The 19,033-nt window shown below is 71.0% G+C and carries 19 protein-coding genes; 8 read left to right on the forward strand and 11 right to left on the reverse strand.

The window, feature by feature from the left end:
• From ADK67_RS40120 to ADK67_RS40130, 3 genes are all read left to right on the forward strand, one after another.
• Positions 1 to 687, forward strand: a 687-nt coding sequence (locus tag ADK67_RS40120; RefSeq protein WP_157621426.1) for an IS630 family transposase, incomplete at its 5' end; no start/stop codon positions are given.
• A gap of 107 nt (positions 688 to 794) precedes the next feature.
• Positions 795 to 1,640 (forward strand): hypothetical protein, encoded by an 846-nt coding sequence (locus ADK67_RS40125; RefSeq protein ID WP_053721824.1) that lies wholly within the window; start codon positions 795 to 797, stop codon positions 1,638 to 1,640.
• Between the two features lie 8 nt (positions 1,641 to 1,648).
• Positions 1,649 to 2,602 carry a hypothetical protein gene (locus ADK67_RS40130; protein WP_157621428.1) on the forward strand — a complete coding sequence of 318 codons (954 nt, stop codon included), beginning with the start codon at positions 1,649 to 1,651 and terminating at the stop codon, positions 2,600 to 2,602.
• A gap of 173 nt (positions 2,603 to 2,775) precedes the next feature.
• Here ADK67_RS40130 and ADK67_RS40135 read toward each other — a convergent pair whose 3' ends face one another.
• Positions 2,776 to 3,246, reverse strand: coding sequence for a helix-turn-helix domain-containing protein (locus ADK67_RS40135; protein WP_197289849.1), 471 nt, complete (start codon positions 3,244 to 3,246; stop codon positions 2,776 to 2,778).
• Positions 3,247 to 3,317: 71 nt separating this feature from the next.
• Here ADK67_RS40135 and ADK67_RS40140 point away from each other — a divergent pair, with 71 nt between their 5' ends.
• Positions 3,318 to 4,031 (forward strand): DUF4145 domain-containing protein, encoded by a 714-nt coding sequence (locus tag ADK67_RS40140; protein ID WP_082404540.1) that lies wholly within the window; start codon positions 3,318 to 3,320, stop codon positions 4,029 to 4,031.
• A 401-nt stretch (positions 4,032 to 4,432) separates the two neighbouring features.
• Here ADK67_RS40140 and ADK67_RS40145 read toward each other — a convergent pair whose 3' ends face one another.
• The 6 genes from ADK67_RS40145 to ADK67_RS40170 form a co-directional block, all read right to left on the reverse strand.
• Positions 4,433 to 6,313, reverse strand: a complete 1,881-nt coding sequence (locus ADK67_RS40145; RefSeq protein ID WP_053721828.1) for a DNA primase family protein — start codon at positions 6,311 to 6,313, stop codon at positions 4,433 to 4,435.
• The gene (locus tag ADK67_RS51710; protein WP_157621429.1) at positions 6,310 to 6,588 is read right to left on the reverse strand and encodes a hypothetical protein; all 279 of its coding nucleotides are present in this window, start codon (positions 6,586 to 6,588) and stop codon (positions 6,310 to 6,312) included. Before ADK67_RS51710 ends, ADK67_RS40145 begins: the two co-directional genes overlap by 4 nt.
• 152 nt (positions 6,589 to 6,740) lie before the next feature.
• A complete protein-coding gene (locus tag ADK67_RS40155; protein WP_053721830.1) occupies positions 6,741 to 6,947 on the reverse strand; it encodes a hypothetical protein in 207 nt (68 codons plus the stop codon).
• A 229-nt stretch (positions 6,948 to 7,176) separates the two neighbouring features.
• Positions 7,177 to 7,734 carry a hypothetical protein gene (locus ADK67_RS40160; protein ID WP_053721831.1) on the reverse strand — a complete coding sequence of 186 codons (558 nt, stop codon included), beginning with the start codon at positions 7,732 to 7,734 and terminating at the stop codon, positions 7,177 to 7,179.
• On the reverse strand, positions 7,731 to 7,973 hold the full coding sequence (locus tag ADK67_RS40165) for a hypothetical protein (RefSeq protein ID WP_197289850.1): 243 nt from the start codon (positions 7,971 to 7,973) through the stop codon (positions 7,731 to 7,733). Before ADK67_RS40165 ends, ADK67_RS40160 begins: the two co-directional genes overlap by 4 nt.
• Before the next feature lie 216 nt (positions 7,974 to 8,189).
• On the reverse strand, positions 8,190 to 9,110 hold the full coding sequence (locus tag ADK67_RS40170; RefSeq protein WP_053721832.1) for a tyrosine-type recombinase/integrase: 921 nt from the start codon (positions 9,108 to 9,110) through the stop codon (positions 8,190 to 8,192).
• Between the two features lie 74 nt (positions 9,111 to 9,184).
• Here ADK67_RS40170 and ADK67_RS40175 point away from each other — a divergent pair, with 74 nt between their 5' ends.
• Together ADK67_RS40175 and ADK67_RS40180 are read left to right on the forward strand one after the other, a co-directional pair.
• On the forward strand, positions 9,185 to 9,949 hold the full coding sequence (locus ADK67_RS40175; protein WP_053721888.1) for a class I SAM-dependent methyltransferase: 765 nt from the start codon (positions 9,185 to 9,187) through the stop codon (positions 9,947 to 9,949).
• Entirely contained in the window at positions 9,946 to 11,418 is a 1,473-nt protein-coding gene (locus tag ADK67_RS40180; RefSeq protein WP_053721833.1) for a 1,4-alpha-glucan branching protein domain-containing protein, read from the forward strand. The genes ADK67_RS40175 and ADK67_RS40180 overlap by 4 nt, the downstream gene beginning before the upstream one ends.
• Here the strand turns inward: ADK67_RS40180 and ADK67_RS40185 are convergent.
• Positions 11,411 to 11,638: a hypothetical protein gene (locus ADK67_RS40185; protein WP_157621431.1), complete on the reverse strand. Its 228-nt coding sequence runs from the start codon at positions 11,636 to 11,638 to the stop codon at positions 11,411 to 11,413. The genes ADK67_RS40180 and ADK67_RS40185 overlap by 8 nt on opposite strands.
• 63 nt (positions 11,639 to 11,701) lie before the next feature.
• Between ADK67_RS40185 and ADK67_RS40190 the strand changes: the two genes are divergently transcribed.
• Positions 11,702 to 12,952: a glycosyltransferase family 4 protein gene (locus ADK67_RS40190; RefSeq protein WP_053721835.1), complete on the forward strand. Its 1,251-nt coding sequence runs from the start codon at positions 11,702 to 11,704 to the stop codon at positions 12,950 to 12,952.
• Here ADK67_RS40190 and ADK67_RS40195 read toward each other — a convergent pair.
• Positions 12,949 to 16,410 carry an NACHT domain-containing protein gene (locus ADK67_RS40195; RefSeq protein WP_157621433.1) on the reverse strand — a complete coding sequence of 1,154 codons (3,462 nt, stop codon included), beginning with the start codon at positions 16,408 to 16,410 and terminating at the stop codon, positions 12,949 to 12,951. The genes ADK67_RS40190 and ADK67_RS40195 overlap by 4 nt on opposite strands.
• 85 nt (positions 16,411 to 16,495) lie before the next feature.
• On the reverse strand, positions 16,496 to 17,398 hold the full coding sequence (locus ADK67_RS40200; protein ID WP_053721837.1) for an SDR family NAD(P)-dependent oxidoreductase: 903 nt from the start codon (positions 17,396 to 17,398) through the stop codon (positions 16,496 to 16,498).
• A gap of 94 nt (positions 17,399 to 17,492) precedes the next feature.
• Between ADK67_RS40200 and ADK67_RS40205 the strand changes: the two genes are divergently transcribed.
• Complete coding sequence (locus ADK67_RS40205) at positions 17,493 to 18,071, forward strand: TetR/AcrR family transcriptional regulator (protein ID WP_053721838.1); 579 nt, start codon at positions 17,493 to 17,495, stop codon at positions 18,069 to 18,071.
• Here ADK67_RS40205 and ADK67_RS40210 read toward each other — a convergent pair.
• Complete coding sequence (locus ADK67_RS40210) at positions 18,052 to 19,002, reverse strand: NADP-dependent oxidoreductase (RefSeq protein WP_053721839.1); 951 nt, start codon at positions 19,000 to 19,002, stop codon at positions 18,052 to 18,054. The genes ADK67_RS40205 and ADK67_RS40210 overlap by 20 nt on opposite strands.
• Between the last annotated feature and the right edge of the window lie 31 nt (positions 19,003 to 19,033).

Here is a 19,033-nt window from a genome sequence, read left to right on the forward strand (position 1 = left end):
CTGCGTCCTCACCTGAGGAAGTGCTGGTCCATCCCGCCCGCGGCGAACGCGGCCTTCGCCGCGGCGATGGAGGACGTTCTCGCGGTCTATGCCCGCGGCCACGACCCGGCCAGGCCGGTGGTGTGCATGGACGAGAAGCCCTACCAGCTGCTGGCGCACGCCCGCGACCCGATCCCCGCCGCACCGGGGCGGGATCTCAAGCAGGACAGCGAGTACGTCCGCCATGGCACCTGCTCGATCTTCTGCTGGGTCGAACCCCTGGGCGGGTGGCGACGGGTCGACGCACAACCCCGCCGGACCAGGATCGACTGGGCCGGGCAGGTCGAACGACTCCTGACCGTCGACTACCCCGAGGCCGAGAAGGTCGTCCTGGTGATGGACAACCTCAACACCCACACCATCGCGTCCCTCTACGAAGCCTTCGACCCCGCCACCGCGTTCAGCCTGGCCCAGCGCCTGGAGATCCACCACACCCCCAAACACGGATCCTGGCTCAACATCGCCGAGATCGAACTGTCCACACTGGCCCGCCAATGTCTGGACCGCCGCATCACCGACCTCGACGCGCTCAACACCGAACTCGCCGCATGGCAGCACGCCACCAACGCCGACCAGCGTCAGGTCGACTGGCACTTCACCACCGACGATGCCCGCACCCGACTCCGCCACCTCTACCCCAAACATTAGAGGCGACGGTCTACTAGCCGACACGGTGCGCCAAGGGTAGAACGCCGCTAATTGTCAGAGGGCAGCCGTATCGTCGGTGTCCACGCCTTCATGTCCTGGAGTTGCCCATGACGACCGACCCGTGGGGATCACCCCAGCAGCCGACCGGCTCCGAGTCCTCCGCGTTCGGGGACGTCATCAACGACCCGTTCGCCGACACCGACACCAGGTACAACGCGATGGCGGACCTGGCCTTGGGACACGCCGTCATGCTCCTCGTGCAACGAGGCGAACGCGCAGCCGCCGAACTGGTTCTCGACGTCGACAAGACGATCGCCCAGTACGACGAGCGGTACCAGGACTGGGACTTCTGGCTCGAAGTGACCTCTGCCCAACGCTCGCGCTTCGAGGGGCCACTGCTCGACAAGCTCCGGGAGGCTTACGTGGAGGTCTGTCAGCGCCTTCAGTACCCCGAGTTCAACCTCATGGTCCGAGAGATCATGCCGGAGGTCGGCCCAGGTTGGCGTGAACAACTTCGCGAACAACTGACCTCCCCTCGCAGGCCGACCAACCAGGGCCGCCAGGTGCGCTTGCAGCCGCCCAAGTTCCGCGAGGATTACCTGGCCTTCACCAACCAGGGCGAGCAGACCGTGTACCAGGCGTTGCGGCAGATCCAGGAAAAGGACCTTCCCCGGGAGAGCACGATCGGCATCTACCCGCTGGCGGGCGGACGCGTTCCCGGCCGCACGTGGGAACCCGACTTCTTGGTCACCTACAAGGGCCGGGCCGGGGTGCTGGAGATCGACGGCCCTCACCACAACGGCCGGCGCGCTATGGACACCACCCGCGACCACCTGCTCATGGATGCAGGTATCGCGTTCGTCGACCGCATCCCCGTCGAAGCGGTCGACGACCCCTCCGAGCTGAACGCCGTCCTGCGGCGGTTCCTGCGCCGCCTCGGCGACGCCTCGTAGGTGGCACTGTGACCGCTACTCCGTCCGTTCCCGGCACCAAGCCGCCCCGGCTCGTGGTCAGCTCGGGGCGCGCGCTGCACCAGGAGTCCGCAGCGCTCAAGCGCATGGTGGAGGAGTACGGCCAGACTCCACACCGAGGAAGTCTCCACGTCGCGGAACAAGAGGCGTGGAAGGCCGCGCCGGAGCACTCTCAGCGTGCCCACCGTCGGCGCTTGTGGCAGTACGGCATGCAGCTGTGCAGGCTGATCTTCGCCAACGTCTACGACCACATGTGGAGCACCGGCAGCCTGCTCGGTGCGGGCGACTCGATCCCCCTGTACTCCCACCACACGCTGACGCGAGTCGCGTGCGAGGGAGCCGCAAGGATCGGTTACCTGCTCGATCCGGCGATCGGCTACGAACACCGCCTGCTCCGAAGTGCGGTGTTCGCCTTGGCCGACGTGGACGCACGGGTCACCGCCGCCCGTGACGTGGCCGCGCATCCACGGCTGCCGCACGCTGCCGACGAGCCGACGAGGCAGCGGGACGAACTGCTCGAACTGATCAGGCGGGCGGGCATCACGATCTGCCGCAACAAGCAGCAACAACCCACCCGTCTCGAAATCGGTTCCCCGGTGGTCGACGAGCCCTGCAAGACCAACCTCACCGAGTTGGTCAAGCGGTTCTACCCGGACCGCCCAGGGACTTACCGGCTCACCTCCGCCGTCGTGCACAGCAACCCGTGGGTGCTCAACGACACCGTCACGTCCTCACCCTTCACACCGGAACTGGTGCTGGAACCCGACGTTCGGGGCATCGGCACGGCCACCCTGACCACCATCGACGCCTCGATCATCATGATCGAGTCCTACGCCCGGCACTACGGGCACGACCCCGCACCCGCAGTCCGCAAGAGCAAGTCCCGGGCACAGGTGATCGACGGGCTCCTGCGCGAGTGGATCACCAACCCCCTCGGCCGCTGAACGGGCACCAAGGTTCTCCAGCTCCCGCTCCGCGTCCGCCAACAGCACGTCCGCCGCCCGCCGCTGCCGCACCCGGCGGCGCGCGACACGGTCCAGCCCTTCGGCGGCCAGCTCCTCCAGCTCGGCGTCCGACGTGGCGCGCGCCGCCAGCTCCGCGACACGATCCCGTCGCCTCACGACGCCCCCACCAGCAACGACAGCACCACGTTCGTGAAATCGTCGGCGCCAGAAATCGGGAGCCCGTCGGCCAGCAGCTCGGCGGCCAGGCGCTCCCGCTGGCGGTGCGTCCGCGTGGAGAACGAGCGCAGCGACGGCCCGGCGGCGACCCGCAAGCGGAGATCCAAGGCGACGGCAGCGCGGTCGTCCAGGCCGTGACGCAGGGCGCGGGCGAGCCGCCAGCACATGCCCGTGCTGGGTCGCACGTGTCCGTTCTCCAGGCGGGAGATCCCGAACGGCGTCGTGCTCGCCCGCTCGGCCAACTGTGGCTGGCTCAGCCCGGCCACGTGGCGCTCGCTGCGCAGCAGCACGCCGAACGAGGACCGCAGGCAGTCGCGCTCCGCGCCCACCACCACACCACGACGACGGGTTGACGGCACCGACCCGGAGGTTGACGCACCCCGCGCGCGCGTCGAGTCAACGTTCATGATCGGAATCGTGCGCCCGGCACGTCCTCGGTTCGTCAAGGACGCGCCGAGTGCGCGTTTAGCATTCTCCGATGGTCGACGACGAAGCCCTCGCCCACACCGTCCCGCCTCATCCCCGTGGAGGAGCATTCGTCTGCCCACACTGTGGGGTCGTCGCAAAGCAGGTCTACCACGGCATCGGTGTCAGCGAGATGGGGCCGGGACCGGACTCGACAACCAAGCGGGCGATGTGGAGCGAGACCGTGTGCTCCAACTGTGAGCGCCCTACCGTCTGGCGGGCCGCCCAGATGATCTACCCACAGGCCCGTCTCGGCCCCAACCCGCACGCGGACATGCCCGCAGAGGTGCGAGAGCTGTACGAGGAAAGCCGCACTGTCGCCGGGGTCTCACGCCGTGCGGGCGCGGCCCTGGCGCGTGCCACCGTCGAGCGCCTGATCAAGACCCTCGACCCGGACGCCCCCAAGAAGGCGAAGCTCGACCAGAGGATCGACCGAATCAGGGACCGGCTGACCCCTCAGACCGCGCAGCTCCTCGACGTCCTGCGCGTCACCGGCAACGGCGCGTTGCACGTGGACGACGAGCCCGGCGAGCTGGTCGTCATGGCGCTGGACGACAAGGAAGGTCCGGAGCTGCTGGAACTGCTGCTGGAAACCGCGAACGACCTTGTCGAGGAGATGATCGCGCGGCCCACCACGGTGGGCGGGCTGTGGCAGCGCATTCCTGAGGGCATCCGCAACCGGATCATCGGCGCGGGTGCGAACCCGCAGCAGGGCACGCCGAACTGAGAGCGTCACCGGCCCTGCCGCCAGCACCACGGGGGCACACGTGTGCCGGGTGGACGGGTCTGCGGACGGGTGTGGACGGGAACCGCGGGCTCACCCGTCCACTGCGTTTGCACAGGTCAGCGGCCTGTGGCACCCCCCGGTGGACGGGTGGACGGGTTGCACGCCGGATTCTGCCCCTATGCGCGTGGTGGTGGTCGTTCTCTTATGGCTCCAAAACTGAAAAACACCCGTCCACCCGTCCACCACCACCCCTGGCGTGCCGTCTGACCTGCACAGACCAGGGTGGACGGGTTGGCGTGCCCATCCGTCCACACCCGTCCGCATCCGTCCACCCATCCGTCCCCGGACACGACAACGGCGGCCCCCGTGGGAGCCGCCGTGTGTGCCGTGTCGCCGTGTGGTCAGTCGCCGATGCTGAAGCCGCCGCCGTGCTCGGCGGCCTCGGTGGCGTGCGTGAGCCGCTGCATCGCCTCGGCAGTGAGCCGCACGCCCGTGCGAACCCGGATGCGGTTGTTCTTGTCGCCGGCCTTGCCGACGCCGAACCCGCGCCCGGTGAGATCCCGGCCGAACCGGATCTTGTTGCCGCGCTCGGCCTGGTCGATCCGGGCGTCCATCGACCAGGCCAGGTAGGCACGCCACAGCAGGTCCACCGGGGCGCTGTACTCGGCGTCCAGCTCGCACTCCTCACTGATCCACTTGTCCAGCGCGGACAGGTCACTGCGGAGCTGAAGGGCCGCCTCGGCGCACACGGGCGGCAGGTCGCCCAGTCCTTCGGCCGCGTACATGTCCCAGCCCGTGCCCAGCCACGCCAGCACTGCCGCCGCCTCGTGCTCGCGAACGCGTGCGCCCAGCGTCGGGTCTTCCTGGTCCTTCGGCGTGGTCACCGTGAATGGCACGACGACCAGCCTGCGGAACAGCGCCTGGTCGGCATCGAGCACGGACGGCGCGGCGTTGGAGCCGATCCACGGCACAAACGACGGCCGACCGGTGACGATCTTGCTGCTGTGAAGTGCCCGCGCTGCCAGGCTGTCCGCGCCGACCAACCTCTTGACCTCGTCGCTGTGCAGAGACCAGCGGTCGGACGCCTCCGAGCTGAACAACAGCCGCCGGGGCATCGCGTCCAGCAGATCCGGCCTGGGGCTCTCGTCGCGCTTCGCCCGGAACATCGACAACGAGAACGGCGCGGCGTGCTCGCCGAGCGCGCCGGCGATGATCTCCAGGAACGTCGTCTTGCCGGTCGACGTCGGGCCGATCAACAGCACCAACAGCCGCTCCGCGTTGCCGCCGAACAGTGAGTAGCCGGCGAGCTTTTGAAGGTAGCGCCGCACGTCAGGGTCCGGCACCGCCCGCTCCAGAAATGCCGTCCACAGTGGACCGGACTTGCCCGGCGTGTACGGCGTGGCCGTGGTCCGGGTAAGCCTGTCCAGCCGGCTCGGAGCACGCAGGTGGGCACCACCGTCGTGCCGCAACTCGACCACGCCGTTGCCGACCGCCAGCAGCTCGGGACGGGCGTCCCACGCCGTCCCAGGCACCTTGACGCCAGGTTCGTTCCGGACGAAGTCGCACATCGCGCGGACGTGCCCCAGGTTGTTGGTCTGCGTCGCCCAACTCACCCTCGCCTTCGCCAGCTTCTGTTCGTCCTCGCTCATCCCCTTGGCGCTTGCCAAGGCGTGTGCCTCCCGCAGCATCCGAGCCGCCAGGGACCTCGCCAGCCCCTGCACGGCGGTGCCGTCGTCGGCCGCCCACCTGGACCCATCCCAGACGAACCACCCGCCGGCTTCCGGGCTCCAGGCGAGATCCGCGCTGTGCTCCAGACCGAACCGCACCGCATTGCCGTTGTCCGTACGGCTCTGGGCGAACGGGTCGGCGTCGTCCCAGGGGCCGCGCACGATCTGGCAAATGATCGCGCGCCACTTCCGGTGCACGTGTGCCGTGGCGGGCGCGAGCATGCGGACGACGGCGCACGCCTGGTGGACGGTGAGCCCGGCGACACGGCAGCGCGTGACGACACGGGCGACGCCCTGCCACTTGTCCACCTGCGGCGGCAACGCCTCGCCGAGAGCGGCCAGCACCGTGTCCGGCAGCGGATCGGGCAGCACCGCCGAGTCGTGGCGGCACGTGGTGTCGAGCGGGTCGACGGCAGCCGGGATGACCACGACGGGCGCGGCCGGGACTTCGGAGGACGTCGGCACGGCGGGCCGCTGGGTCGGAACAGGCGCAATCGGGGGCAGTTCCGCGTCATCGTCGAACGCATCGGGGAACATGTCGATCAACGCCGTCATCGTGCACCGCCGGTCGCCGCGTTGAGCGCGGCCATGCCGCACAGCGTGGTCGCCGCGTCCTCCGCGACGGACCGGGGCACGACGGTGCCGCGCGCGATGACGTTATCGGTGTAGGCGAGGGCGGCGATCGTCTCGGGCGTGATGGCGATGTCGCTGCCGGCGTCGAACACCGCCACGCCGTCACGGATGGTGGGCTTGCAGCCGCATGTGTTCGTGACATGTCGGACGAGGCGCGCGGATTCTTCCAGCCGCGCATACTGTGCGGGGGTCGTCATTTCGTGGTTCTCCAGATCCGAACGCCCCTTCGCCGAGTTTCACAAGCCGGATCGACTCGGCTAAACTCGTGTCAGAGGTGTTCCGTCGTAGCTGTCAGGCGCACTTCTTCGCCCCGGGCGGGCCGTCATCCCGCGCCGGGGCTTCGTCTATCTCAGGCAGCGGTGCCGTCGTTCGCCTCGCGGTGCTCCGCGAGCAGTCGGGCCGCCAGCGCGGCGCGGCTCCGTGCTGCCTCTCCGCCCTTGCGTGCGACCTCGCGTCGCTGCTCGGCGGTCGTTCCGATCCAGCGCCGACGTGCGGCGGCCTGCCGGACAGCGCGAACGTGTTCAGGGTCGGCGCGGTGCGTGTACTGGCGGACCACTTTGTTCTCCTCTTTTGCTATGTACCTACCAAAATGGCACAAGCTGACGACATCTCCAATACGAGCAAAGTGCTACAGGTTGCACCCCGACGGAATGACGCTCCGAGTTAACTCGGCTAGTCAAACACCCTGCGCGCGCATTGCCGCAGGAAATGCACCCGAACCGAGTTAGCGCGGTGAAGTAAGCACAAAAGAAACGACCCCCCTCGATGTGAGGGAGGTCACTTCGTCAGCCGCGCCACCGCCGACGGGGCCGCCCCGGCGGATCCCCCGCCGGAGCCGACGGCGGCGGGCCGTCCAGGTCGGCCAGCGCCCGCAGCAGCCCGGCACGCTTGGCCGCCAGCTCGGCGTCCTCCAGCAGCTCGGCGCGCTGCCGCCGCGCCAGGTGCTCCTCCGCGACCACCCGCCGCTCCTGCTCGACACGGGCGTGCCCGGTCGCGAGCGTCACCGCCGCCTCCGCATCGGCCGTGGTCGGCGTGACCCCGAGCTGCGGCGCGAGGTTGTGCCTGCGCAGCAGGTCCAGCACCCCGGTCGCCGTGATCCGCATGACCTGGCCGTCCAGCTCGCCCAGGAGCGCGTTGTCGTCGGAGACCGTCGTCGGCCCCGCCCAGCTCTCCAACAGTCGCGCGAGCTGCTGCGGCAACGGCACCGCCGACGGCGCACCGGCCTCCCGGACGAGCGCGGCGCGGAAGCGGGCGGCAGGTTCCGTGCCGCCGGGCGTCGGCATGTCCATCGCGGCGGCGGCCTCAGGGCGGTTCGACCAGGTGGCCCATGTCGGCGTCGTCATGCGGCACCGCCCGCGCGTCGTGCCGCGCGCAGCTCCACGTCCGCCTGCCGTGCCGCGTCACCCGCCGCACGTGCGCGCCGCCGAGCCGCGAGGGACTTCGCCGCGAGGCCGGCGAAGTACGCCCGCCGCGCCCGCTCGGCACGCCGAGCCCGTTCCTGGGCCGGCAGCGCGCTGTCCGGGTCCACCTGGCGCTCGAACCGCGCCAGAAACGCCTCCCGTGCGGCGGCCGTTCCCGCCACGGAGTCCTCGTTCGCCCAACGCTTCAGCGCGCGAGCCTGATTCACGAGTTTCAACTCGGCCCTGCTCATAGCCATTTGTTCGCCCTTTCATCTTCAATCGGGCGAGATCGGAACGGAAACGAGCCTGGCACACGCGGTGCACACAGTCAAACCGCACAGCGCTCAAACAATATGACTAGCCGAACAAGCTCGGCTAGTCATTTCGAATTCCGTGCGTCAAACCCGATCGCCGCGCCCCAGGCGGCGTGCCGCATCGCGGGCGCGCTGGTCGGCCACGGAGTTGCCGTAGCGACGAACCATCGTCGGCGTGGACCACCCGGCCAGGCGTTCCACATCGGACTCGCCTGCGCCATTGGCGAGCAAGTCGTGTGCCCAAGTGTGCCGAAGCTGGTGCGGGTGCAGATGATTCAGCCCGGCTTGAATGCATCGTCGAGTCAACATCTCGCCCACCGCGCCACCGGTCAGCCGCCAGGAACCGTTCACCTTCGGCCTGACCGAGATGAACAACGGCGGCGCGTCGGCGGCAGGGCGTGTGGCGCGCACGCGCAGGTATTTCCGCAATGCCAAAGCGGTCTTGCCTCCGAACGGCACGATGCGGGACCTTCCGCCCTTGCCGTGCACCAAGATTTCCTGGTGCCGCAAATCGACATCGGACACGTCGATACCGACCAATTCCGCGCGACGGCAGCCGGTGTCCAGAAGCAGCCTGATAATCGCCGTGTCGCGGCGGTCCACGTACGAGTTGCTCGACATTGTCCACAGGAGGGCCGTCAGGTCGGCATCGGACACCACCGGCACAGGCGGCGGCACGGGCATCGGGAGGTCCAGCCCGGCGGCCGGGTTCACGTCCAGGCCAGAGTCCGGCTCGCGGGCGACGTAGCCCAAGAACAGGCGCAGCGCGATCCCCGCCCGCCTCCGAGTCGACTCGGCCTTGGCGTTCTCACGCAGCGATCGCATCCAGCCGGCACAGACCTTCGGCGTGAGTTGCCCCGGCGTGGTCACGTCCGGGTGGGTCTCTCCCAGCCAACGAACGAACTGGTTGACGGCACGGACGTACACCGTCACGGTCTCATCCGATACTGTCCCGGCTCGCAATTCCAGGGTCCACTCGTCCACCCAGTCCACCAGGCCATTCATGCTGATAGCCTACGGCGAAGTTCTCGTGGCAAGCAACGATGTGCGGAACGCCCGACGGCAAGGAGTCGATCGAGATGACCGACGTAACAGCAGGTGAAGTGCCTTGCCTGCCGTTGACCGGCGAGCGTACGCTTCCAGGAGTTAGCCACGAGAACTACTGGTTCCGGCGACACGAGGCGGCGTACCTGGACCTGGTCCGGCACTGCGTCGGCGCGGTCGTGCTGGAGGCGGGCTGCGGCGAGGGCTACGGCGCCGCGGTGATCGCCGGGCACGCCGCGCGGGTCGTCGCGCTCGACTACGACGAGCTGACGGCGGCGCACGCGAGCCGCGCGTACCCGGAGCTGGCGGTGCTGCGCGGCAACCTGGCGGCACTGCCGGTACGCGACGGGAGCGTGGACGTGGTGGCGAACCTGCAGGTCATCGAGCACCTGTGGGACCAGGAGGGCTTCCTCGCCGAGTGCGCGCGGGTGCTGCGGCCCGGCGGCAGGCTGCTGGTCACCACGCCGAACCGGATCACCTTCTCCCCCGGCCGCGACACACCGCTCAACCCGTTCCACACCCGTGAGCTGGCGCCCGCGGAGCTGCACGAGCTGCTGGTCGGCGCCGGGCTGCGGGTCGAGCTGCTGGCCGGGCTGCGGCACGGTCCGGCGTTGCGCGCGCTGGACGAGCGGTTCGGCGGCTCGGTCATCGACGCGCAGGTGGCCGTGGTGGTGGGCGGCGGCACGTGGCCCGACGACCTGCTGGCCGCCGTCGCGTCGGTGCGCAGCGAGGACTTCGAGATCACGACCGACGACGTGGACGAGAGCCTGGACCTGGTGGCCGTGGCGGTGCGCCCGTGACGCGCGAGGGGACGTTCTGCCTGGTCCTGCACAGCCACCTGCCGTGGCTGGCGCACCACGGCGCCTGGCCGGTCGGCGAGGAGTGGCTGTACCAGGCGTGGGCGCACTCGTACCTGCCGGTGGTGGACCTGCTGGAGCGGTTCGCCGCCGAGGGCCGCGAGGACGTGCTGACGCTGGGCGTCACGCCGGTCCTGGCCGCGCAGCTCGACGACCCGTACAGCCTGCGCGGCCTGCACGACTGGCTGGGCAACTGGCAGCTGCGCGCGCACAGCGCGGCGGCCCGGCTGCCGGACCTGGCGGCACGCGAGCACCGCGCGTCGGCGTGGGCGCTGGACCGCTTCGAAACCCGGTGGCGGCACGGTTTCTCGCCCGTGCTGCGGTCCCTTGTGGACTCGCGGACCGTGGAGCTGCTCGGCGGACCGGCCGCGCACCCGTTCCAACCCCTGCTCGACCCCCGGTTGCGGGCGTTCTCGCTGCGCACCGGCCTGGACGACACCGCGCAGCGGATCGGGTCGGCGCCGGAGGGCATCTGGGCGCCGGAGTGCGCGTACGCGCCGGGCATGGAGCACGACTACGCGCGGGCGGGCGTGCGGCGGTTCCTGGTGGACGGCCCGTCGCTGCGCGGCGACACGGCCGCGGGCAGGCCGGTCGGCACGTCCGACGTGGTGGCCTTCGGGCGTGACCTGGAGGTGTCGTACCGGGTGTGGTCGCCCAAGGTCGGCTACCCCGGCGACCCGGCGTACCGCGACTTCCACACCTACGACCACCCCAGCGGGCTCAAGCCGGCGCGGGTCACGGGCAAGAAGGTCGAGCCGGCCGACAAGCGGCCCTACGACCCGGACCTGGCGGCGGAGGCCGTGCAGCGGCACGCCGCCGACTTCGTGGACACGGTGGTGATGCGGCTGCGCGCGTTGAAGGAGCAGCACGGCCGACCGTCTCTCGTCGTCGCCGCGTACGACACCGAGCTGTACGGGCACTGGTGGCACGAGGGCCCGGCGTGGCTCGAAGCGGTGCTGCGGCAGCTGCCCGAGGCCGGGGTCCGGGTGACGACGTTGCGCGGCGCGGTCGAGGCCGGGCACGTCGGCGCGCCGGTCGACGTGCCGCCGTCGTCGTGGGGCGCGGGCAAGGACTGGCACGTGTGGGACGGGCCCCAGGTCGCCGACATCGTGCACGGCAACGCGGAGGTGCAGCGGGAGCTGCTCGCGCTGGACCTGTCCGGCGAGGTGCGCGACCCGGTCGCCGACCAGGCCGTGCGCGAGGCGTTGCTCGCGCTGTCCAGCGACTGGGCGTTCATGGTCACCAAGGACTCGGCCGCCGACTACGCCCGGTACCGCGCCAAGGTGCACGCGGACCGGTTCAGCGAGCTCGTCGCGCTGCGGCGGGCGGGACGCGGGCGTGACCGGGCGGCCGAACTGCGCCTGGTCGACGGTCCATTCGGCCGGCTCGACGCGCGGGGGCTGGCTAGATGACGTTCCCGGCGCCGCCGTCGCCGCCGTCGTGCCGGTACGCGATGCCCGCCGAACCCGGGTTGTCGATCCGGGCCTGCACCACCGGGTCGGCCTTCGAGCGGCCCTTGGTGTCGGCCGGCCGCACCAGGCCGGCGCGCTTCGCGCGTGCCTTCCGGTCGACCGCGAACCCGATCGCCAGCACCGCGGCGATGAACAGCACTGCCCAGATCCAAGGCTGCATGACCGTGACCCCGTTTCCCCCGTGTGATCACAGGGTAGCGGTGCAGAGATGCGAGGATGGCCCATGCGCGTGCTGATGTTGTCCTGGGAGTACCCGCCGGTCGTCGTCGGCGGTTTGGGCCGGCACGTGCACGCGCTGGCCGGGCACCTGGCGGCGCAGGGGCACGACGTGGTCGTGCTGTGCCGGCAGCCCTCCGGGACGGACGCGGTCACGCACCCCACGTCGGACACCGCGGTCGACGGCGTGCGGCTGATCCGGGTCGCCGAGGACCCGACGCACCTGGTGTTCGAGCGGGACCTGGTGGCGTGGACGCTGGCCATGGGCCACGCGATGACGCGGGCCGGGTTGGAGTTGCTGCGCGACTGGCGGCCGGACGTCGTGCACGCGCACGACTGGCTGGTCACGCACCCCGCGATCGCGTTGGCGGAGGCGAGCGGCGCGCCGCTGGTGGCGACCGTGCACGCGACCGAGGCCGGGCGGCACAGCGGGTGGCTGTCGCAGACGTTGAACCAGCAGGTGCACTCGGTCGAGTGGTGGCTGGCGAACCGCGCGGACGCGCTGATCACGTGCTCGTCGGCGATGCGGACCGAGGTGGCGCACCTGTTCGAGGTGGAGCCGTCGTCCATCACCGTGCTGCACAACGGCATCGAGCCGCGCCGGTGGCGGGTCCGGGCGTCCGACGTGGCCGCCGCGCGTGCCGCGCACAGCCCGTCGGGTGCGCCGCTGCTGCTGTTCTTCGGGCGGCTGGAGTGGGAGAAGGGCGTGCAGGACCTGATCGCCGCCCTGCCCAGGATCCGCCGGATCCACCCCGGCACCCGGTTGGTCGTGGCCGGCACCGGCACCCACCGGGACTGGCTCGTGGACCAGGCGCGCAAGCACAAGGTGCGGCGGGCCGTCGACTTCGTCGGGCACCTGCCGGACCGGGCGCTGGCGGCGGCGCTGGCGGCGGCGGACGCGGTCGTGCTGCCGAGCAGGTACGAGCCGTTCGGCATCGTGGCGCTGGAAGCGGCGGCGGCAGGCACCCCGCTCGTGGCGTCCACCGCCGGCGGCCTGGGCGAGGTCGTCCTGGACGGCGTCACGGGCCTGTCCTTCGCGCCGGGCGACGTCGAGGCGCTGGCCGGCGCGGTCCGGACCGTGCTGGACGACCGGCCCGCCGCGGTGCGCCGCGCCCGTGCCGCGAAGTCCCGCCTGGCCACGGACTTCGACTGGGCGAAGATCGCCGAGGACACCGCGGCCGTCTACCGGTCGGCGACCGTCCGCGACCACCCGGTGCTCGGCCGGCCCAAGATCCCGACCGGCAACGTGTTCCTCTAGGCCAAGCGCTCCAGCGCGGCGAGGGCGGACGCCAGGTCCGGGAAGTTTCCGTCGACCTTGCGCGCGGAGAGGTAGTCCTTGACGAAGCCGAGGGTGCTGTTCCCCGGGGCGGGCCCCGCCAGGAACCTCCGGACCACGACCCGGAAGTGCCGCGGCTCGACCCTGCCCAGCACCGACTCGGAGGCTTCCCGCAACGTCACGAGGAGCGTCTGGTCGAACACCCAGTTCACCGCCGCCGCGCTGGTCAGGTAGTCGAAGAAGTCGACCGGGAAGTAGATCTGGCGGCCCCACCCGCCGCCGTCGAGCCGGCGCGCGACCGCGTCCACGGCCTCCAGCAGCGCGCCGAGCCTCTCCCCGCCGCCGTCGGCGCGCGACCGGGCCCGCCACAGCAGGGTCAGGTTGGCCGGGGCGTTGTGCCGGTTGCCGGTGATCCAGTCGCTCAGCCGGTCCACGTCGCCGAGCTCGTCCAGCAACCGCGGGTGCGCGCAGACGACGGAGCACATCTCGGACGCCATGGTCGCGTCCGGCGCGTACCGCATGAGGTGCGTGATCGCCCTGCCCACCAGGTCCCGGGGAAGTCGCCACGCCTCGCGGGACAACGCGTAGAGCAGGGCACGACGCGCGCCGAAGTTCAGCGCCACCCCGTCCTCGAGTTCGGTGACGATCGCGTCGAACGCCGCGAGGTCGTAGGCGAGGACGCTGCGCGTGCCGGCCATCCCGGTGTTCATGGCGATCCACCGGGAGAGGCTTTCCAGCAGCTCCTGCTCGCGGGTGTCCGAGGTGATGTCGGCCTCCACGAAGAACTCCCCGGTGCGGGCCATGCCTTCGAGCACGGGATCGCCCAGGAGTCGGGCCTCGCGCACGTGGGCGTTGTCGGCGGACTTCTCGGCGACGACGAGCGCGTCCTGGCCGATCCAGGTCAGGGTGAGCGTCCGGCGCACGCTGTGCCAGCCTTCCGCGTCGAGCCCGGAGTGCCACAGGTGGACGGCGGACTGCCAGTCGCCCAACTCCGGCGCCAGGTCGTGCAGCGGCACGCCCGCGTCGCTCAGGGCGACCCGGAGGCTGACCAGGTTCGCCGAGTAGGCCGCCACCCGCGACACGAGCGTCGCCCCGGACGGGTCGTAGGTCGGGTGCCGGTCGTGCTTCACCCGCTGGTGCACCGAACGGATCAGCTCCTCCAGCACGTGCACGACGCCGGTGCGGACGTCCGGGTCGAGCGCGCGGAACAGGCCGGCCGCGAAGTCCAGGATCGGCCACCTCTTCGTGAACGCCTGGTGCGAGATGAGCGCGTACAGCAGGGCGTCGTCCAGGAGGCCGAAGTCCTCGAACGGGCGTGACTCGCGCCGCTCCTCGTCCGCGACGATCGCGCGGAGCAGGTTCAGGGTCACCTCGGCGATCAGGTACTCGCCGAACGTGGCGTGCAGGAACTCGTAGGTCCGCCGGCCGGGCTTGCCGGCACGCTCGTTCAGCTGCGCCGAGTGGATGAAGAAGAAGTCGCCGACGGTGCGGTCGGCGAGCGTGAGCGGGTCCTCGAAGCTGCTGCGCTGCACCACTTCCGGCGCCGGCGTGAACGGCGTGAGGTCGCGCTCCAGCTCCGCGTGCTCCACGTACTGGCGGCCCCGGTTGAACATGGCGAGCGCCGCGATGCCCAGCTGCCACTTGCCCTGCTTGACCCGCTTGGCGATCTGCGCCCCGGACGGCCGCACGCGCCCCTTGTCCCGGGCCTGCCGCAGCACGAACGAGTCGATCAGGCGCTCGTACAGCTCGGACTGGGAGAGGCTCTCGTCGTCCAGTCGCCGGTTGCCCGCGTCGGCCGCGTAGATGGCGAGCATCAGCAGGATCAACGGCTGCCTGGCCAGGTCGCCGCGGCGGAGCAGGTCGTCCGGGGCGAGCGGGCGGAAGCCCGGGGTCGCGGCGTTCGCGTGGTTCCACGCGTCCAGCCACTTGCCGATGCGGGGGTTGTCGAACTCCTCCAGCTTCACGATCGGCACACCGTCGGGGATGCGCGCCCGATCCACGACCAGCGTCCTCGACGTGATGACGACCGCCACCGGCCGCCCCAGGTCGGCTTCACGTTCCTGGAAGTCGCGCACCTGCTTGAGGTAGTTGGACCGCGTCACGCCGCTCGCCTGGACGAGTTCGTCGAACCCGTCCAGCAGCACGACGCGGATGCTGTCGCCGCACTCGTCGGCGAGCCTGCCCCAGTCGACCCGCTCGGCGAGCACGTCGGTCAACGCGGTCTCGATCTGCGCCCGGACCGCGTCGTCGGCGTCGACCTTGCGCAGCTGGACGTTGACCACGGTGTACCCGGAGGCGGGCAGCCTGGCCGCGAGGACTTCCATCAGCAGCGACTTGCCCGCACCCGGATGACCCAGGACCAGCAGCGGCCGGTCGGTGCTCGTCGGGCCCGACAGGTGCGCCGCGAGGAACGCGTCGATGTCCTCCTCGATCGTCGTGTGCGACGCCCACCACTCCTCCGACGACGGCACGGCCTGCTCGTCGTGCACCGCGACGCGGTAGCGGGGCGCGACGAACCCCCGTTCGACGGACGGGAACCTGGCGTTGACGGGGTGGGTGTCCGGGTCGGTCCGGAGCAACGGCTTGGACAGGGTGGCCAACGCCGCCCTCTCCAGCTTCGCCCGGTACGACCGGTCCGGCTGGGGTTGCGCCGGCGTGGACAACGCCAGCAGCCGGCCGAAGCGCTCCAGCGATTCCGTCTGGGCGGCCAGTGCTTCCGCCAGCCGCGCGTTCCCCGCCTCGACGGCGGCACGCGTCGCCGAGTGCTCCCCGATGAACGTCCACACCTCGAACTCCGGGATCGCCGACGCCAACCCCAGGTAGTGGTGCACGTACTTCTCACAGCTCTCCGCGAGGACCAACCACAGCCAACTCTCGTCCAACCCGGCCGACAGCGCGGGCCACGCCGCCAGCCCGGCGAGGAAGTTCGCCACCGCCGCCGCGGTCGACGAGAGGAACTGCGTGAGCGGGCCTTCGAAGTTCTGCTGGAAGCCGCGCGTGGCATCGGGCGCGGGGACGTTGAGGTCCGTCAACGCGGACAAGGCGCCAGCCTCGTCCTTCCCGGCGGGCTCGACGCCGAGCAGCCGGAACTTCTCGCGATCGGTGATGTCGAGCCGGTCGAACGCGGGACCGAGCAGGTCGCGGTACGCGTCGAACACCGAGTTCACCGCGATCACGGTGTGCGCGGCGGACACGAGTTCCTGCCGGTGCACGCCGGACAACCCGGTCATCTTGGTCGAGACCCCGTCGAGCACCTTCCGCAGCGACGACATGGCTTCGTTCTTCGGGTCGATCAGCCCCAGGACGCCCGCGCCGCCGAACGCGCCACCGGCCAGGATCGCGCCGCCCAACGCCCGGTCGAACCTCTCGAACCACGGCCGTTCGTACTTGCCCAGCACGCGAAGAGCGCCCGTGTACGTGAACAAGCCGGGTCGTGACACGGGCGCTCCACGAGGCAGGACGGCGGATGTCGGCCGATCCTCGCAGGAGATCGACTCCGCTGAGCCGCAGTTCTGCGGCCCGACGTCACGAAGGCAGCTCCGGCAGGAGCATCCGGCGGCCCGCGACGATGCCGCCGTCCACCGGGATGGCGGCGCCGGTCAGGTACGCCAGGTCCGGCGACGCCAGCGCGAGCACGGCGCGGGCGATGTCGTCCGGTGACGCGATCCGCTTCAGACCGTCCACGTTGAGTTGGCCCAACGCCACCTTCGCCTGGTTCCACGTCGCGTCGTCCAGCCCGGCCGGGCGGATCATCGGGGTGTCGGTGATGCCCGGCATGATCGCGTTGACGCGGATGCCGTCCACGCCGTGCTCCAACGCCGCCGACTGCACGAGCGCCCGCACGGCCTGCTTGCTCGCCTGGTACGTGGACAGGCCCGGCCTGCCGACGATCGCGCCGATGGACGAGTTGACGATGATGTGCCCGCCGCCGCCCGCGCGCATGTGCGGCAGCTGGTGCTTCATCGCCAGGAACACGCCGCGCGCGTTCGTGTTCATCAGGTCGTCCCACTGCTCGACGGTGACGTCCGCCAGGTTGGCGTTGACCTGCACGCCCGCGTTGTTGAACGCGATGTCCACCCGCCCGTACCGCCGCACGGCGCCGTCCACGAACTGCCGCACGGACGACGGCACCCGCACGTCGGCGGCGATGTAGGTCGCGTCGCCGCCTGCCGCGCGGATGGACCGCTCCACCTCCTGCCCCAACGCGGTCCGCCTGCCGCAGAACGCCACCTTCGCCCCCTCCGCCGCGAACGCGCGCGCCGTGGCCGCGCCGATGCCCGACGTCGCGCCGGTGATCTGCACGACCTTGCCGGCGTAACGGCCCCGTGCGCCCCGGTCGTCGGCTGCGGCCAGGCCGGGCGCCGCCGCGACCACCCCCGCGCCGAGCAGCCCGCCGAGCACGGCACGCCTGCTGTGGTCACCGTTCATCACAACCCCCAGTGCTAAAAGCAACGCGATGTTGCTTTTAGTCTCCTGACCGAGCGCTCTTCGCGCAACCACGAGTTGCGTTAAGGTCCTCGCCGTGCCCGAGCCACGCCGTCGTCCCGGTGGTCGCAGCGCGCAGGTCCGCGCCGCTGTGCTGGAAGCCGGCCTCGCCGAGCTGGCGTCGGCCGGCTACCACAACCTCAGCCTGGAAGGCGTGGCCCGGCGCGCGGGCGTGAACAAGACGACCCTCTACCGCCGCTGGGGCACGCGGGAGGCGTTGCTGCTCGACGCGATCCGCGCCCGCGCGACCGCCGAGGTGCCCATCCCCGACACCGGTGACCTGCGCGAGGACCTGCTCGCGCTGGTCCGGGCCGCGATCGCGAACCTGACCACGGTGGAGGTGCAGGCGATGGTCCGGGTGTCCGTCGCCCTCTCCCCGCACGACGACGTGCTGGCCGCCGCGGGCCGCACGTTCTGGGCCGAACGCCTCGCCGTGGACGCGGAGGTCGTCCGCCGTGCCGTCACCCGCGGCGAGATCGCCCCCGTCGACGGCGAACAGGTGATCGAGGCGGTGCTCGGACCGCCCTACTTCCACCTGCTGGTGACGGGCCGGCCGGTCACCGACGACTTCCTCGTCGCCACGGTCGACCTGGTCGTCAACGGTCTGCGACGGTAAGCACGAGCTTGCCCGCCGTCCGGTTGGCCTCGCCGACCTCGTGCGCCTTCACGACCTCCGCCAGCGGGAACGTCTCGGCGACGACCACCTTCAGCTCACCGCGTGCCACCAGGCCGGCCAGGTGCTCCAGCGCGGCGTGGTCCGGCACCACGGCCACGACCGCGGCGCGCACGCCCAGCGCGTCCGCCGCGACGCGCAGGTCGGGCAGCCGACTCGGGTCCGTCAGGCCGACGTAGAGCCCGTCGGGCCTGAGCACGCCCATCGACCGCCGCTCGTAGTCCTCGCCGCCGACCAGGTCGATCACCACGTCGACGTCCCGCAGCTCGCCGAAGTCCCGCGCCGTGTGGTCCACCAGCTCGTCGGCGCCCAGCTCGCGCAGCAGGTCGTGCTTGCCCGCGCTCGCGGTGCCGATCACCCACGCGCCGAGCGACTTCGCGAGCTGCACGGCGATGTGCCCGACACCGCCCGCGGCGGCGTGGATCAGCACCCGGTCACCGGGCTTGACGGCGGCGGCCTCGGTGAGGGTCTGCCACCCGGTGAGCGCGGACATCGGCAGGGCCGCCGCGTGCACGTGGTCGACGTTGGCGGGCTTGCGGGCGAAGTGGCGCGAGGGCGCGGCGACGTACTCGGCGTACGCGCCGGCCGGGCGCGGCAGGTGTGGCATGCCGAACACCTCGTCGCCGACCCGCAGCCGGTTCTCCCCCGCCGGCACCGACACCACCACGCCGGAGACGTCCCAGCCCGGCACCCACGGCGCGGTGTACCAGAAGCCGTGCCGCCGCACCTTCCAGTCGAACGCGTTCAAGCCCGCCGCGCGCACCTCGACCAGGACCTCGTCCCGCGCCGGCGTCGGCCGCGCCACGGTCCGCACCTCCATCACCTCGGGCCCACCGAAGGCCTCGACCAGCACCGCCCGCATCTCGTTCGTCATGGCCAAAGGATCATCTTCGGTGGTACCTCTT

It is taken from the genome of Saccharothrix sp. NRRL B-16348, from assembly GCF_001280085.1.
In the GTDB taxonomy this organism is placed as follows: domain Bacteria; phylum Actinomycetota; class Actinomycetes; order Mycobacteriales; family Pseudonocardiaceae; genus Actinosynnema.